General features: G+C 64.9%; 13 protein-coding genes. 9 read left to right on the top strand and 4 right to left on the bottom strand.

All coding sequences use genetic code 11. The annotated features are described in order from the left end of the window. Nucleotides 1–13: 13 nt before the first annotated feature. From ilvC to BMW87_RS05785, 5 genes are all read left to right on the top strand, one after another. A complete protein-coding gene (ilvC, locus tag BMW87_RS05805; RefSeq protein ID WP_093054428.1) occupies nt 14–1,030 on the top strand; it encodes a ketol-acid reductoisomerase in 1,017 nt (338 codons plus the stop codon). 183 nt (nt 1,031–1,213) lie between these two features. Beyond that, entirely contained in the window at nt 1,214–2,038 is an 825-nt protein-coding gene (pssA, locus tag BMW87_RS05800) for a CDP-diacylglycerol--serine O-phosphatidyltransferase (RefSeq protein WP_093054430.1), read from the top strand. Nucleotides 2,039–2,225: 187 nt separating this feature from the next. After that, nucleotides 2,226–3,929, top strand: coding sequence for a 2-isopropylmalate synthase (gene leuA / locus BMW87_RS05795; RefSeq protein ID WP_093054924.1), 1,704 nt, complete (start codon nt 2,226–2,228; stop codon nt 3,927–3,929). Nucleotides 3,930–3,986: 57 nt separating this feature from the next. After that, nucleotides 3,987–5,525 (top strand): 2-isopropylmalate synthase, encoded by a 1,539-nt coding sequence (locus BMW87_RS05790; RefSeq protein ID WP_093074882.1) that lies wholly within the window; start codon nt 3,987–3,989, stop codon nt 5,523–5,525. A gap of 117 nt (nt 5,526–5,642) precedes the next feature. After that, a complete protein-coding gene (locus BMW87_RS05785; RefSeq protein WP_093054434.1) occupies nt 5,643–6,872 on the top strand; it encodes a serine hydrolase in 1,230 nt (409 codons plus the stop codon). A gap of 71 nt (nt 6,873–6,943) precedes the next feature. On the opposite strand, the gene BMW87_RS05780 is transcribed toward BMW87_RS05785, so the two are convergent. From BMW87_RS05780 to aat, 3 genes are read right to left on the bottom strand one after another with little or no spacing between them, the layout of a single operon-like run. Continuing rightward, entirely contained in the window at nt 6,944–7,771 is an 828-nt protein-coding gene (locus BMW87_RS05780; RefSeq protein WP_093054436.1) for an IclR family transcriptional regulator, read from the bottom strand. 30 nt (nt 7,772–7,801) lie between these two features. After that, nucleotides 7,802–8,551, bottom strand: a complete 750-nt coding sequence (locus BMW87_RS05775) for an arginyltransferase (protein WP_093074879.1) — start codon at nt 8,549–8,551, stop codon at nt 7,802–7,804. Further along, complete coding sequence (gene aat / locus BMW87_RS05770; RefSeq protein WP_093074876.1) at nt 8,548–9,303, bottom strand: leucyl/phenylalanyl-tRNA--protein transferase; 756 nt, start codon at nt 9,301–9,303, stop codon at nt 8,548–8,550. Before aat ends, BMW87_RS05775 begins: the two co-directional genes overlap by 4 nt. A 207-nt stretch (nt 9,304–9,510) precedes the next feature. On the opposite strand from aat, the gene BMW87_RS05765 reads away from it, so the two are divergent. The 4 genes from BMW87_RS05765 to BMW87_RS05750 are packed head-to-tail and all read left to right on the top strand — an operon-like array spanning nt 9,511 to nt 13,558. Further along, a complete protein-coding gene (locus BMW87_RS05765) occupies nt 9,511–11,841 on the top strand; it encodes a xanthine dehydrogenase family protein molybdopterin-binding subunit (protein WP_093054442.1) in 2,331 nt (776 codons plus the stop codon). A 34-nt stretch (nt 11,842–11,875) separates the two neighbouring features. Continuing rightward, nucleotides 11,876–12,790: a helix-turn-helix domain-containing protein gene (locus BMW87_RS05760; protein WP_093074873.1), complete on the top strand. Its 915-nt coding sequence runs from the start codon at nt 11,876–11,878 to the stop codon at nt 12,788–12,790. Beyond that, complete coding sequence (locus BMW87_RS05755) at nt 12,769–13,128, top strand: VOC family protein (protein WP_093054451.1); 360 nt, start codon at nt 12,769–12,771, stop codon at nt 13,126–13,128. The genes BMW87_RS05760 and BMW87_RS05755 overlap by 22 nt, the downstream gene beginning before the upstream one ends. Before the next feature lie 13 nt (nt 13,129–13,141). Beyond that, entirely contained in the window at nt 13,142–13,558 is a 417-nt protein-coding gene (locus BMW87_RS05750) for an SRPBCC family protein (protein ID WP_093074870.1), read from the top strand. Here BMW87_RS05750 and pobA read toward each other — a convergent pair. Then, the gene (pobA, locus tag BMW87_RS05745) at nt 13,555–14,736 is read right to left on the bottom strand and encodes a 4-hydroxybenzoate 3-monooxygenase (RefSeq protein ID WP_093074867.1); all 1,182 of its coding nucleotides are present in this window, start codon (nt 14,734–14,736) and stop codon (nt 13,555–13,557) included. The two genes, BMW87_RS05750 and pobA, sit on opposite strands and share 4 nt — an antisense overlap. Nucleotides 14,737–14,818 lie beyond the last annotated feature (82 nt).

Raw genomic sequence — 14,818 nt, 5'->3', positions numbered from 1 at the left:
AGGAGAGATACACATGAAGGTTTACTACGACAAAGACGCGGACCTGAGCCTCATCAAGGGCAAGACGGTGGCAATCATCGGTTATGGCTCGCAAGGCCATGCGCACGCGCAGAACCTGAACGACAGCGGCGTCAAGGTCGTGGTCGGCCTGCGCAAGGGTGGTGCTTCGTGGCCCAAGGTCGAGAAGGCCGGCCTGAAGGTCGCTGAAGTCGCCGACGCCGTGAAGGCCGCCGACGTCGTGATGATCCTGCTGCCCGACGAGCAGATCGCCAACGTCTACAAGAACGACGTCGCACCGAACATCAAGGAAGGCGCTTCGCTGGTCTTCGCACACGGCTTCAACGTGCACTACGGCTTCGTTCAGCCCCGCGCCGACCTCGATGTGTGGATGGTTGCCCCCAAGGCCCCTGGCCACACCGTGCGCAGCACGTACACCCAAGGTGGCGGCGTGCCCCACCTCGTGGCCGTGCACCAGGACAAGACCGGCAAGGCGCGTGACCTCGCGCTGAGCTATGCCACCGCCAACGGCGGCGGCAAGGCCGGCATCATCGAGACCAACTTCCGCGAAGAAACCGAGACCGACCTGTTCGGCGAACAAGCGGTTCTGTGTGGCGGCACTGTCGAGCTGATCAAGGCTGGTTTCGAAACGCTCGTGGAAGCCGGCTACGCGCCCGAAATGGCGTACTTCGAATGCCTGCACGAACTGAAGCTGATCGTCGACCTGATCTATGAAGGCGGCATCGCCAACATGAACTACTCGATCTCGAACAACGCCGAATACGGCGAGTACGTCACCGGCCCGCGCGTCGTGACCGAAGAGACCAAGAAGGTCATGAAGCAAGTGCTGAAGGACATCCAGACCGGCGAATACGCCAAGAGCTTCGTGCTGGAAAACGCTGCCGGCGCTCCGACGCTGATCAGCCGCCGCCGCCTGAACTCCGAGCATCAGATCGAAGTCGTCGGCGAAAAGCTGCGCGCGATGATGCCCTGGATCAAGAAGAACAAGCTGGTCGACCAGACCCGCAACTGATCTGCGGACCGCGAGGGTGCTTCGGCACCCGTTTCCCAAGGGCCACCCGTTGCGGTGGCCCTTTTGTTTGACGGGGGCGACGCAGCCCCTGAACTACACTGCGAGCCATGCGATTCAAAGATCAAGATGCTATCGAATGGATAGCTGCTCGCGCAGTGCCCATGAGGGACGGAGGCAAATTCAATGCATGACGACACGCTCCCCGACGATGTGCAGCCGCGCAAACGCCGCAAAGGCATCTACATCCTGCCGAACCTGTTCACGCTGGCGGCGCTGTTCGGCGGGTTCTATTCTGTCGTGATGGCCATGAACGCGCGCTTCGACCTCGCGGCGCTCGGTGTGTTCGCCGCGATGGTGCTCGACAGCCTGGATGGGCGCGTGGCCCGCATGACGAATACACAGAGCGCGTTCGGCGAGCAGATGGATTCGCTGTCCGACATGGTGTCGTTCGGTGCGGCGCCCGCGCTCATCGCCTACGAATGGTCGCTCAAGGGCCTGGGTCGCTGGGGCTGGATTGCGGCCTTCGTGTACTGCGCCTGCGCGGCGCTGCGGCTCGCGCGCTTCAACGTCAACACCGGCGTGGTCGACAAGCGCTGGTTCCAGGGTCTGCCGTCGCCCGCGGCCGCTGCGCTCGTGGCGGGCTTCATCTGGCTTGTGAACGAGTGGGGCAAGCGCGGCGGCGAGGTGCTGTATCTCTCGTGGACGCAGATCACCTGGGTCACTTTCGGCTTCACGCTGTACGCGGGTCTCACGATGGTCACCAACGCGCCGTTCTACAGCTTCAAGGACATCCAGATGAAGAAGAGCGTGCCTTTCGCGGTGATCGTGCTGATCGCGCTGGGCATTGCCGTCATCAACATCCATCCGCCGACTGTGCTGTTCAGCCTGTTCGTCATCTACGGCCTGAGCGGCTACGTGGTCTATGCGTGGCGCAAGGCCAAGGGTCAGCCGGTCAGTGTGATCAGCACCTCGACGGAAGAGCCCGACGAACGGGGTCTGCACAACTGACCCGGTGGCTTGTGCTACATTCGCAACCCTCATGACCAAGATTTCGCTGCTGGCCCTACTAGCCCTCCCTCACGGGCGGAGACGGTAGCGCACGCGCAAATCCCTCACCACGGCCCGTTCGCACCAGCAACGGGCCGTTTGTTTTTGGGGTTGCTGGTTGATCACCAACCATCTCAGAGAAATCGACATGCTCAAGCAACCTCAAAGCAAATACCGTGCATTCGCCCCGATCGGCCTCAAGGACCGCACCTGGCCCGATGCCGTGCTGACCAAGGCGCCGATCTGGCTGTCGACCGACCTGCGCGATGGCAACCAGGCGTTGGTCGAGCCCATGGACATCGCTCGCAAGATGCGCATGTTCGAGACCCTCGTGGCCATCGGCTTCAAGGAAATCGAAGTCGGCTTTCCTTCGGCTTCGCAGGTCGAATTCGACTTCGTGCGTAAGCTCATTGAGGAAGACCGCATTCCCGACGACGTGACGATCCAGGTGCTGACGCAGGCGCGCGACCACCTCATCGCCCGCACCTTCGAATCGCTGCAGGGTGCTCCGCGCGCCATCGTGCACCTCTACAACGCCGTCGCGCCCGTGATGCGCCGCGTGGTGCTCAACATGGACGAAGACCAGATCGTCGAACTCGCGAGCAGCCACGCGCGCATGTTCAATGAGTTCGCCGCCAAGCAGCCGAACACGCAGTGGACCTTCCAGTACTCGCCCGAAATGTTCTCGGGCACCGACGTCGTGTTCTCGAAGCGCGTGGTCGATGCGGTGACAGAAGTCTGGGCGCCTACGCCGCAGCGCAAGTGCATCGTCAACCTGCCAACCACGGTCGAGCATTCCACGCCGAACATCTTCGCGGACATGATCGAGTGGATGCACCGTAACCTCGCGCGCCGCGACTCCATCGTGCTTTGCGTGCATCCGCACAACGACCGCGGCACAGGCACCGCCGCCGGTGAACTGGCCTTGATGGCCGGCGCCGAGCGCATCGAAGGCTGCCTGTTCGGCAATGGCGAGCGCACCGGCAACCTCGATCTCGTGAATGTTGCGCTCAACCTCTACACGCAGGGCGTTTCGCCCGAGCTCGATTTTTCGAACATCGACGAGATCCGCGCCACGGTCGAGCATTGCAACCAGATCCCGGTACATCCGCGCCATCCGTATGTAGGTGACCTCGTCTACACCTCGTTCTCAGGCTCGCACCAGGATGCGATCAAGAAGGCCTTCGCCGCGCGCAAGGAAGGCGACATCTGGGACATGCCTTACCTCCCCATCGATCCGAAGGACGTAGGCCGCAGCTATGAAGCCGTGATCCGCGTTAACAGTCAGTCCGGCAAGGGCGGCATGGCTTATCTGCTCGAGAGCGAATACGGCATCGAGATGCCGCGCCGCCTGCAGATGGAGTTCATGCAGACCGTGCAGCGCGTGATGGACGTCGCCGGCAAGGAACTCACGGCCGCTGACCTCTGGCAGCTGTTCGTGCGCGAGTACGGCATCGAAACCGCGCAGTCTTTGCAGAATCGTGTGATCGAGGAAGAAGGCGAGGGCGCCAACGCTTCCGTGGTTCTGCGCGGCGATCTGCCGTGGGATGCTGAAGTCCACGCCATCGAAGGCCGCGGCAATGGCCCCATCGATGCCTTCACGCAGGCACTGAGCAAGGCCACTGGCCACACGGTGCGCGTGATGGACTACCACCAGCACGCCATCGGCGCAGGTGCCGACGCCAAGGCGGTGGCCTATCTGGAACTGCGCGTCGACGAAAGCCAGACGCTGTTCGGTGTGGGCATCGATGCGAACGTGATCACGGCGTCGCTGAAAGCGATTGTTTCGGGCGTGCAGCGTGCACGGACCCGGGGCGCGCACGGAGCACAATCAGCGGTTGAAGTCGCCTGACGCTGCCGCGCCGACCTTGGTCGGGTGCGCGTGGGGGATGAACAACGGAGACCCACGATGACCGACCAACTTATTATTTTCGACACCACCCTGCGCGACGGCGAGCAATCGCCCGGCGCCTCGATGACGCGCGACGAGAAACTGCGCATTGCCAAGCTGCTGGAGCGGCTGAAGGTCGACGTCATCGAGGCTGGCTTTCCCGCCAGCTCGAACGGCGACTTCGAGGCCGTGAAGGCGATTGCCAATACCATCAAGGACTCGACGGTGTGCGGCCTCTCGCGCGCCAACGACCGCGACATCGCACGTGCGGCCGAAGCCCTGAAGGGCGCGGCCCGCGGGCGCATCCACACCTTCATCGCAACGTCGCCGCTTCACATGGAAAAGAAGCTGCGCATGTCGCCCGACGAGGTGCATGAACAGGCCAAGCTGGCCGTGCGCTTCGCGCGCAACCAGATGGCCGACGTGGAGTTCAGCCCAGAAGACGGCTATCGCAGCGACCCGGACTTCCTGTGCCGCGTGCTCGAAACCGTGATCAACGAGGGTGCCACCACCATCAACGTGCCCGACACCGTCGGCTACGCCATTCCCGAGCTCTACGGCAACTTCATCAAGATGCTGCGCGAGCGCATTCCCAACAGCGACAAGGCGATCTGGTCGGTGCATTGCCACAACGACCTCGGCATGGCCGTGGCCAACTCGCTGGCCGGCGTGAAGATCGGCGGCGCGCGCCAGGTCGAATGCACCGTCAACGGCCTGGGCGAGCGCGCGGGCAACTGCTCTCTCGAAGAAGTCGTCATGGCGGTGAAGACCCGCAAGGACTACTTCGGGCTCGACCTCAGGATCGACACGCAGCACATCGTGGCCGCGAGCCGCATGGTCAGCCAGACCACCGGCTTCGTGGTGCAGCCCAACAAGGCGGTGGTGGGCGCCAATGCCTTCGCGCACGCCTCGGGCATTCACCAGGATGGCGTGCTCAAGGCGCGCGACACCTACGAGATCATGCGTGCCGAGGATGTGGGCTGGACGGCCAACAAGATCGTGCTGGGCAAGCTCAGCGGCCGCAATGCCTTCAAGCAGCGCCTGCAGGAGTTGGGCGTGACCATGGCCAGCGAAAGCGACATCAACGCCGCGTTCCTGCGCTTCAAGGAGTTGGCCGACCGCAAGTCCGAAATTTTCGACGAGGACATCCTCGCGCTCGTCAGCGCGGAAGAGGTGTCGAACGTTGGTGAGCAGTTTGCTTTCGTCTCTCTCTCCCAGCACAGCGAAACCGGCGAGCGCCCCCAGGCGAAGGTCGTGTTCACCGTCCAGGGCAAGGAAGTCACCGGCGAATCCGACGGGAATGGCCCGGTTGATGCTTCCCTGAAGGCCATCGAGTCGCATGTCAAGAGCGGCGCCGAGATGGTTCTTTACTCTGTAAATGCCATCAGTGGCTCGACGGAAAGCCAAGGAGAAGTTACAGTCCGGTTACAAAACGCAGGGCGGGTGGTCAACGGTGTGGGTGCAGACCCGGACATCGTGGTTGCTTCGGCAAAGGCTTATTTGAGTGCGCTCAATAAGTTACAGAGCCAAGCTGAGAGAGTTGCGGCACAAGGTTAGGTTTTCAGGCGATCCTTGGTATTCGATTGAAGAAGAGGATGCAAGTAACTGATATTGCGTGCTTTTTTTGATTTGGATACACTGCGGTCCTCGTTTGTCGCCGCTGGAGATTTATTAATGCCCGAAGCCCGTCTACGCCGAGTTTCCAGCCAGCGGTTTCTACCCGCGTTCAAATTCATCGCCGTCGCGCTGTGCGCCACGGCGTTTTTGCTGCCTGGCGCCCAAGCAGCCAAGAAAGAAAAGCCCGCTGCCGCCAAGACCACAGTCGCCAAGAAGGCGAAGGGTCCGGTGCCGGTCGAGGTAAAGCGCAACGCCGCTTCGTCCAAAACCGCGCGCGGTCCCGTGCCCGTTGTTGTCGCCAAGCGCGGCGGCCGTGCCGAGAAGAGTGAGCGCGCCGAGAAGGTCGTTCGCGGTGGCCGCAATGTCGTGGCCACCATCCACAAGAGAAATGGCAAGACCGTGGTGGCCGTGCAGCGCCGCTCGGTGGTTCGCGTCGTCGAGGCGCCCCCCCGCCAATCCTTCGGCCAGATGGCCGGCCTGCATGGCACCGAAGACGTACTCGACCTGAAGTCGAGCGTCGCGCTGGTCATCGACCAGGACACGCACGAAGTGCTGTTCAGCAAGAACGACCACGCCGTGCTGCCGATCGCGTCGCTCACCAAGCTCATGACCGGCCTGCTCATCAGCGAAGCCCATCTGCCGAACGACGAGCTCATCACCATCACGCAGGACGACGTCGACACCGAAAAGCGCAGCAGCTCGCGCCTGACGGTCGGCACTACGCTGTCGCGCGGCGAACTGCTGCACCTGGCGCTGATGTCGAGCGAAAACCGTGCCGCGCATGCGCTGGGCCGCACCTACCCGGGTGGCCTGACGACTTTCGTGAGCATCATGAACGCCAAGGCCAAGATGCTCGGCATGAAGGACACGCGCTACGTCGAGCCCACCGGCCTGTCGAGCAGCAACCAGTCGAGCGCGCAAGATCTGGCGCTGCTGGTCAATGCCGCCTATTCCGATGCCACGGTACGTTCGCTGTCCACCTCGCCGGAATACCAGGTCGAAGTCGGCAACCGCGTGCTGCAGTTCAACACCACCAATCGCCTCGTGAAGAGCCCCGATTGGGAAATCGGCGTGCAGAAGACGGGCTACATCTCTGAGGCCGGCCAATGCCTTGTGATGCAGGCGAAGGTCGCCGGGCGCAAGCTGATCATGGTGTTCCTGGATTCGGCCGGCAAGTTCAGCCGCATTGCAGATGCCGAGCGGGTTCGCCGCTGGGTTGAGGCTACGCATTCCGTCGGTTCGCCGGCAGCTTCGTCGCGCAATGCTGCGTATCAGGTCGCGGGCTGATTGGTCAACCGCAGGCTGTAACGAAAACAGGCCCTTCACAGGGCCTGTTTGCTTTTGGGGATAGGCCCGGGTCAGGCGCCTGCTGGCGGCGTGCTGCCCGAAGGCGACGGCGTCGCAGCCGTGCCGTCCTTGAATCCCAGCGCGCCCGAGATTTCATTGGCCGTGGCCTGCAGCTTGGGTAGCCAGCCTTCGTCCAGCCGGTCAGCCGGTGCGGAGATCGACAGGCCCGCCACCAGCTTGCCCTGGTCGTCGTAGATGCCGGCGGCCATGCAGCGCACGCCCAGCTCCAGTTCTTCGTTATCGCGGGCAATGCCGTACTGGCGCGCCTTCGACAGTTCGCGCTCCAGTGCCGGCAACTGGGTGATGCTGTTGCGCGTATGGCCGGCCAGACCTGTGCGCGTGGCGTAGCTGCGCACGCGCTGCGGATCGTCCGCCGCCAGGAAGAGCTTGCCTGTCGAGGTGAGGTGAAGGGCAGCTCGGCCGCCGATGGCGCGCACCACCTGCATGCCCGAGCGCTCGCTGTAGGAGCGCTCGATGTACACGATCTCGTCGCCCTGGCGCATGCTCAGGTTGACGGGCTGCTGCGTCAGCTTGTGCAGCTCGCGCATCGGGCCCAGGGCGGCGTCGCGCACGTTGAGTCGGCCCTTGACCAGGTTGCCCAGTTCCAGCAGGCGCATGCCCAGCCGGTAGCTGCCGGCTTCGGGCCGATCGACAAAGCGACCAACCGCCAAGTCGTTCAGGATGCGGTGCGTGGTCGACGGGTGGAGCCCGGTTTTTTCGCTGATCTCCTTCAGCGAAATGGCCTCCTCGCGGGATGCCAGGACATCGATCAGCGCGAACATGCGCTCGATCACCTGGATCACGGGGACGGCGGGAATGTCGGATTGGTTTTTTCTCATGGCGCTTTGCGGTGATGACCGGGCGCCATTTTACCTTGTGAAATTGCCCGGCGCCTGCCAATGTCCGTCTACCAACACTTCGTGCGGGGAGAAGCGCGCCTTGTAGTTCATCTTCGGGCTGTGCTCGATCCAGTACCCGAGGTAGACGTGCGGCAGGCCCAGCTTGCGGGCCTGTTCGATCTGCCACAGTACGCTGTAGGTGCCGTAGCCCGCGCTGGTTTCGGGTTCGTAGAAGGTGTAGACGGCCGAGATGCCATCGTTCAGCACGTCGAGGATCGACACCATCTTGAGCGCCCCGGCACTGCCGTCGGGCAGCGTTTCGCGGAACTCCACCAGCCGCGAGTTGACCCGGCTCTGCAGCAGGAACTGCGTGTACTGGTCGATGCTGTCGTGGTCCATGCCACCTCCTGCGTGGCGGCCGTTCTGGTAGCGCAGGTAGAGCTGGTAGTGCTCGGGCATGAAGCACAGCTTGAGCACGCGCGCCTGCAGGTCGGCATGCTGCTTCACCGCACGCCGCTGGCTTCGCGTGGGACGGAAGTCGTTGGCCAGCACGCGCAGCGGGATGCACGCGCGGCAGCCGTCGCAATAGGGCCGGTAGGTGAACATGCCGCTGCGCCGGAACCCACTGAGCACCAGGTCGGAATAAGCGTCGTTGTGGATCAGGTGGCTGGGCGTGGCCACTTGCGAGCGGGCCTGCCGGTCCGGCAGATAGCTGCAGGGGTAGGGCGCCGTCGCGTAGAACTGCAGCGTGTGAAGCGGGAGGTCCTTGAGGTGCGTCACGTCGGGGAAAGAGGTCGCGCGGAAAGGAGTTCGGACCAGTATACGGGGTCGAATCGCCACCGTGGGCCCTCTTGTTGTCGCGCCCTGGCCACGTGCGCGACGAAGCGTTTGCGCGCCATCTCGTGGGCGCCGAGGCTTGCGAGGTGGGCGGTGTTCTGCTGGCAGTCGATCATCTGCACGCCGGAATGCCGGCACAGCGACACCAGCGCGGCCAGCGCGATCTTCGAAGCGTCCGGCCGGCGGGTGAACATCGACTCGCCGAACACCGCGCGGCCCAGCGAAACGCAGTAAAGCCCGCCCGCGAGTTCGCCGTCGATCCAGGTTTCGACACTGTGGGCATGGCCGGCGCGGTGCAAATTCGTATAGGCCTGCACCATGTCCGGCACGATCCACGTGCCTGACTGGCCCACGCGCGGAGAGCCCGAACAGGCCTTGATGACGGCCGCGAAATCGTGGTCGATGCGCACCTCGCAACCCGGCGTCTGTGCAAAGCGCGTCAGGGTCTTGCGAAGCGAGCGATGCAGCTTGAACTGCGCCACCTGCAGCACCATGCGAGGGTCCGGGCTCCACCAGAGGATCGGCTGGTCCTCGCTGAACCAAGGAAAGACGCAGTTGCCATACGCCTGCATCAAAGTATCGACATCGAGTGCGCCACCGGCCGCCAGCAGGCCGGGTACGGGGTCGGCCATACCCCAGGCCGATGCAGGATCGGGCAAGGCATCTCCGGGTTCGAGCCAGGGCAGTTGTCGCATGGGCGTAGGTATACACGGCTTCGCAAATTCCACTCCAGTTGGGCGAAAATCGCACACAGCCGACACCGCCACAAGGGTTCGGCTCACACGCCACGGCACCACAAAACCCGCCGGAAACCCTATAGTGCGCAGCTTGCATTCGCAGACCCACGCAAATCAGGCAGGCCCGCACATACGCCGGGGATGAGCACAAGAGGACCACGTACGTTGACCACTGAACCCAATCCCACGCGCTTCGGCAGCGGCCAGGCGGTGCGCCGCCTCGAAGACGAAAGCCTGCTGTCAGGCGCCGGCCGCTACACCGACGACGTCACGCTCCCCGATCAGGCGCATCTCGTTTTCCTCCGATCCTCCTACCCGCACGCACGCATTGTCTCGATCGACACCAGTGCCGCCGCCGCCATGCCCGGCGTGCTGCGCGTGATCACGGGCGCGGAAATGGCCCAGGCCGGCGTCAAGCCCATGCCGGGCGCCGCGGGCTTCAAGCGCGCAGACGGCAGCGACAGCGCCAGCCCGCCGCGCTACGCCATCGCGCATGAGCGCACGCGCTTCGTCGGCGAGGCAGTGGCCGCCGTGGTGGCCGACACGGTGCAGCAGGCCCGCGATGCGGCCGAAGCCATCGTGGTCGACTACGAAGACCTGCCCATGGTGGTCGACCTCGCAAGCGCCACCGCCGACGGTGCCCCGCAGTTGTGCGAAGAAGCCTCCGGCAACGTAGCCGCCGAAATGCGCCACGGCAGCAGCGAGGCCGCGATCGCCGCCTTCGCCAAGGCCAGCCATGTGGTTGCGCTCGACGTGAACAACCAGCGCGTGGTCGCCCTCACGATCGAGCCGCGCTCCGTGCTCGCGGTGCGCGACGGCGAAACCGGCCGCCTCATGATCCGCATGAGCACGCAGATGCCCTCCGGCGTTCGCGATTCCGTCTGCGCCGCCATCGGCCTTGCCAAGGAAAAGGTGCGCGTGGTGGTGGGCGACGTCGGCGGAGGCTTCGGCATGAAGACCGGCGCCTATCCCGAAGACATCGCCGTCGCCTTCGCCGCGCTGCAAGTCAGCCGGCCGGTGAAGTGGGTGGCCGACCGCAGCGAGGAATTTCTCTCGAGCGCACACGGCCGCGACATCGAGGCGCGTGCCGAAATGGCACTCGACGCCAGCGGCAAGATCCTGGCCCTGCGCATCAAGACCCTTGCCAACGTGGGCGCGTACGCCACCGGCACCGGCGTCGCGATCCAGCTGCTGATCGGCCCCTGGGTGCAGACCAGCGTCTACGACATCCAGACCATCGACTTCCATTTCAAGGCGGTGCTCACCAACACCGCGCCCACCGGCGCCTACCGCGGCGCTGGCCGCCCTGAGGCCATCTTCACCATCGAGCGGCTGATGGACGAGGCCGCGCGCCAGACCGGCATCGACCGCATCGTGCTGCGCCGCCGCAATTTCATCCGCCCCGAGCAGATGCCGTACAAGAACCCGATGGCGCAGACCTACGACACCGGCAACTTCGAGTCGGTGATGGACCAGGCGCTGACGCTCGCCGACTGGCAGGGCTTCGAGACCCGCGCGGCCGAGTCGGCCAGCAAGGGAAAGCACCGCGGCCTGGGCATCGCCACGTTTCTCGAATGGACCGGCGGCAACGTGTTCGAAGAGCGCGTCACGGTCTCGGTGCAGGCAGATGGCGTGATCGAGGTGTTCTCCGCCGTCAATGCCATGGGGCAGGGCATTGCGACCTCGCTGGCTCAACTGGCCGTCGATGCCTTCGGCGTGCCCATCGAGAAGGTGCGCGTGGTGCTTGGCGACACCGATCGCGGCGACGGCTTCGGCAGCGCCGGCTCGCGCTCGCTGTTCACCGGCGGCTCGGCCGTGCGCATCGGCGCCGAGCGCACCATCGACAAGGCGCGCGAACTGGCCGCGCAGGAGTTCGAGGCTTCCATCGACGACATCGTGTACAGCCGCGGCGTCTTCAACGTGGCCGGCACTGACCTCGAGCTCGACCTCTTCGCGCTCGCCGCCAAGCAGCCCGAGCGCGAAATCTTCGTCGACTCCACCAGCACCGTGGCCGGCCCGACCTGGCCCAACGGCTGCCACATCTGCGAGATCGAGATCGATCCGCCCACCGGCGAAATCAGCGTGGTGGCCTACAGCTCGGTCAACGACGTGGGCCGCGTCATCAACCCGATGATCGTGCGCGGCCAGCTCGAAGGCGGTGCGGTGCAGGGCATCGGGCAGGCGCTGTACGAGCAGGTGGTGTATGACCACGAAACCGGCCAGCCCGTCACCGGCAGCCTGATGGACTACGCGGCCCCGCGCGCCGACATCGTCGACACCATGTTCAACATGGAGATGGACGAATCGACGCCGTGCAAGAACAACCCGCTGGGCGTGAAGGGCGTGGGCGAGCTCGGCACCATCGGCGCCACGCCGGCCATCGTGAATGCGGTGGCCGACGCCTTTGCGCGCAACGGCCTGGCCACGCGTGCTCCGCGCCTGCACATGCCGCTGAGCCCTGCACGCGTGTGGCAGGCCATGCAAACGGTCGATTGAGCAATCGTTTCCGTGGGACAGAAAGGCGCCGGCCATGCTCGTCACCACCGAACTGCAGACCGACCCGATCCGCGTCTCCAGCTACCGCTGCGACGCGGGCCCCGACGCGCAGCCCTTCACCGAGCTGCACGAGGGCTATTCGGTCTCGTATGTGCGCAAGGGCAGCTTCGGCTACCGCACGCGCGGCCATGCCTACGAGCTGGTCGCCGGTTCGGTGTTGGTCGGCTGTCCGGGCGATGAATATGTCTGCACGCACGATCACCACGTCTGCGGCGACGAGTGCCTGGCCTTTCACCTGTCGCGGGGTTTCGTTGACCTGATCGGCGGCGACCAGAAAACCTGGCGCACCGGCGGCCTGCCGCCCCTGGCCGAGCTCGTGGTCATCGGCGAGCTCGCGCAGGCTGCGGCCGATGGGCAGAGCGACGTGGGCCTGGATGAACTGGGCATGTGGTTCGCGAGCCGCTTCGTCGAAGTTGTGTCCGATCAGACCAAGCCCAAGACCGCGCCCGTCGCTGTGGCACGTGATCGCCGCCGCGCGGTCGATGCCGCGATGTGGATCGACGCCCACTCGCAGCACGACATAGGCCTCGACGGAGCGGCCGCCGAGGCCGGCCTGAGCTCCTTCCATTTCCTGCGGCTGTTCTCGCAGGTGCTGGGCGTCACGCCGCATCAGTACCTCGTGCGCTCGCGCCTCCGGCATGCCGCGCGCCTGCTGGCCGACGACGACAGCCGGCCCGTGACCGAGGTCGCGCTCGACGTGGGCTTTGCCGACCTCAGCAATTTCGTGCGCACCTTTCACCGCGCCGCTGGTGTATCGCCGGGCAGCTTCCGCAAGGCGGCCCAGGGCGACCGCAAGATTTTCCAAGACCGCATTGCCGCGCTCTTCCATGATGACCGCCTGATCCATCCATCGAGCAGGAAGCCATCATGTACGACCACATCGGACTGAAAGTCAAAGACCTCGCCGCGAGCCGCCGCTTCTACGAAGCTGCGCTCGCGCCGCTCGGCCATGTGCCGGGCCCGCATGACGACAGCTATGCGGGCATCGGCCCGGCTGACGAGCCCGCGCTGTGGCTCTACGCGGCCAAGGGCGCGAAAGGGCCCGGCACCCACATCGCCTTCCGCGCGCCGAACCACGAGGCCGTGGCCGCCTTTCACAAGGCCGGCCTGAAAGCAGGCGGCACCGACAACGGCGGCGCGGGCCCGCGGCCGGACTACAGCCCGACCTACTACGCGGCGTTTCTCATCGATCCCGACGGCAACAACGTCGAAGCTGTCTGCCCCTGAAGCGAGGTTTGCCATGGCCACGGTCTACAAGGAATTCATCGTCGAGGCGGATGCAGCCCATGTGTGGGACGCGCTGCGCGACTTCAGCGCGGTGCATACGCGGCTCGCGCCGGGCTTTCTCACCGGCTGCACCATCGACGCCGAGGGTGCCCGCATCCTCACCTTCGCCAACGGTCTTGTGGCGCGCGAGGTGCTGGTAGGCATCGACGACGCTCATCGCCGGTTGGCCTACATCGTCACCGGAGGGCAGGCCGCGCATCACCACGCAACGGCGCAGGTGTTCGAGGAAGGTGCGGGCCGTTCGCGCTTCGTCTGGATCACCGACGTGCTGCCCGACGCCATGGCGGCCTACATCGGGCCGATGATGGAGCAGGGCGGTGCGGCCATGAAGGCCACGCTCGAAGGGCGTACCGTTTCGGCGGCCGCCTAGAAATCTTCCAGCGGCAGGCCGACGTAGTTCTCCGCCAGCGCGGTGGAGGCAGCGGTCGAATGCACCAGGTAGTCGAGCTCGGCCTCCTGGATCTTCTGGCCGAAGGCGCCCGTTTCCGGAAATTGGTGCATCAGAGAGGTGAACCACCACGAGAAGCGCTCGGCCTTCCAGACGCGGCGCAGGCAGAGGTCGGAGTAGCGGTCCAGCGCCGAGGCCGACTTCTCGCTGTAGAAGATTTCGAAAGCGCGTGAGAGATAGCCCACGTCGGCAGTTGCCAGGTTCAGCCCCTTGGCGCCCGTCGGCGGCACGATGTGCGCTGCGTCACCCGCCAGGAACAGCGAACCGAAGCGCATCGGCTCGGCGACGAAGCTGCGCAGCGGTGCAATGCTTTTCTCGAGTGAAGGTCCCGTCACCAGCCGTTCGCGCGCTTCGGGGTCGAGGCGCGCGCGCAGTTCGTTCCAGAAGGCCTCGTCGCTCCAGTTCTCCACGCGCTCTTCGGTGGGCACCTGCACGTAGTAGCGGCTGCGCGTGGCGCTGCGCATGCTGCACAGCGCGAAGCCGCGTTCGGTGTTGGCGTAGATCAGCTCGTGCGACACCGGCGGCACGTCGGCCAGCACGCCGAGCCAGCCGAAGGGGTAGACCTTCTCGTAGGTGTGGATCGTATCGGCCGGCACGCTCGCGCGGCTCACGCCGTGGTAGCCGTCGCAGCCGGCGATGAAGTCGCATTCGATCTCGTGCGTCTGGCCGTCTTTCTCGTAGCGCACGCGCGGCTTGCCCGAATCGAAGTCGTGCAGGCTGACGTTCGCCGCGCTGTAGATGGTGGTGAGCCCCTCGGCCGTGCGCGCTTCCATCAGGTCGCGCGTCACCTCGGTCTGGCCGTACACCGTGACCTGCTTGCCGCCCGTAAGGCCGTGCATGTCGATGCGGTGGCGTGCCCCCTTGAACAGCAGCTCGATGCCCTCGTGCGGCAGCCCTTCGGCCTTGGCACGGGCGTCGACGCCGGCACGCGCCAGCAGGTCCATCGTGACCTGTTCCAGCACGCCGGCGCGGATGCGGCCCAGCACGTAGTCGCCGCTCTGGCGTTCGACGATGACGTTGTCGATGCCAGCCTTGTGCAGAAGCTGCCCGAGCAGTAGGCCGGCGGGGCCGGCGCCGATGATCGCGACCTGGGTGCGCATGTTCGTGTCTCCGAGAGGGTTTCGTGGAGCGTAGGCCGCATGCGGGCGTCTGTGGCGGTCGCTCGCGAGGCTCTGTGCGATC

This window comes from Variovorax sp. OV084 (genome assembly GCF_900111625.1).
In the GTDB taxonomy this organism is placed as follows: Bacteria; Pseudomonadota; Gammaproteobacteria; order Burkholderiales; family Burkholderiaceae_C; genus Variovorax.
This window is presented reverse-complemented; position numbering and strand designations above follow the sequence as displayed.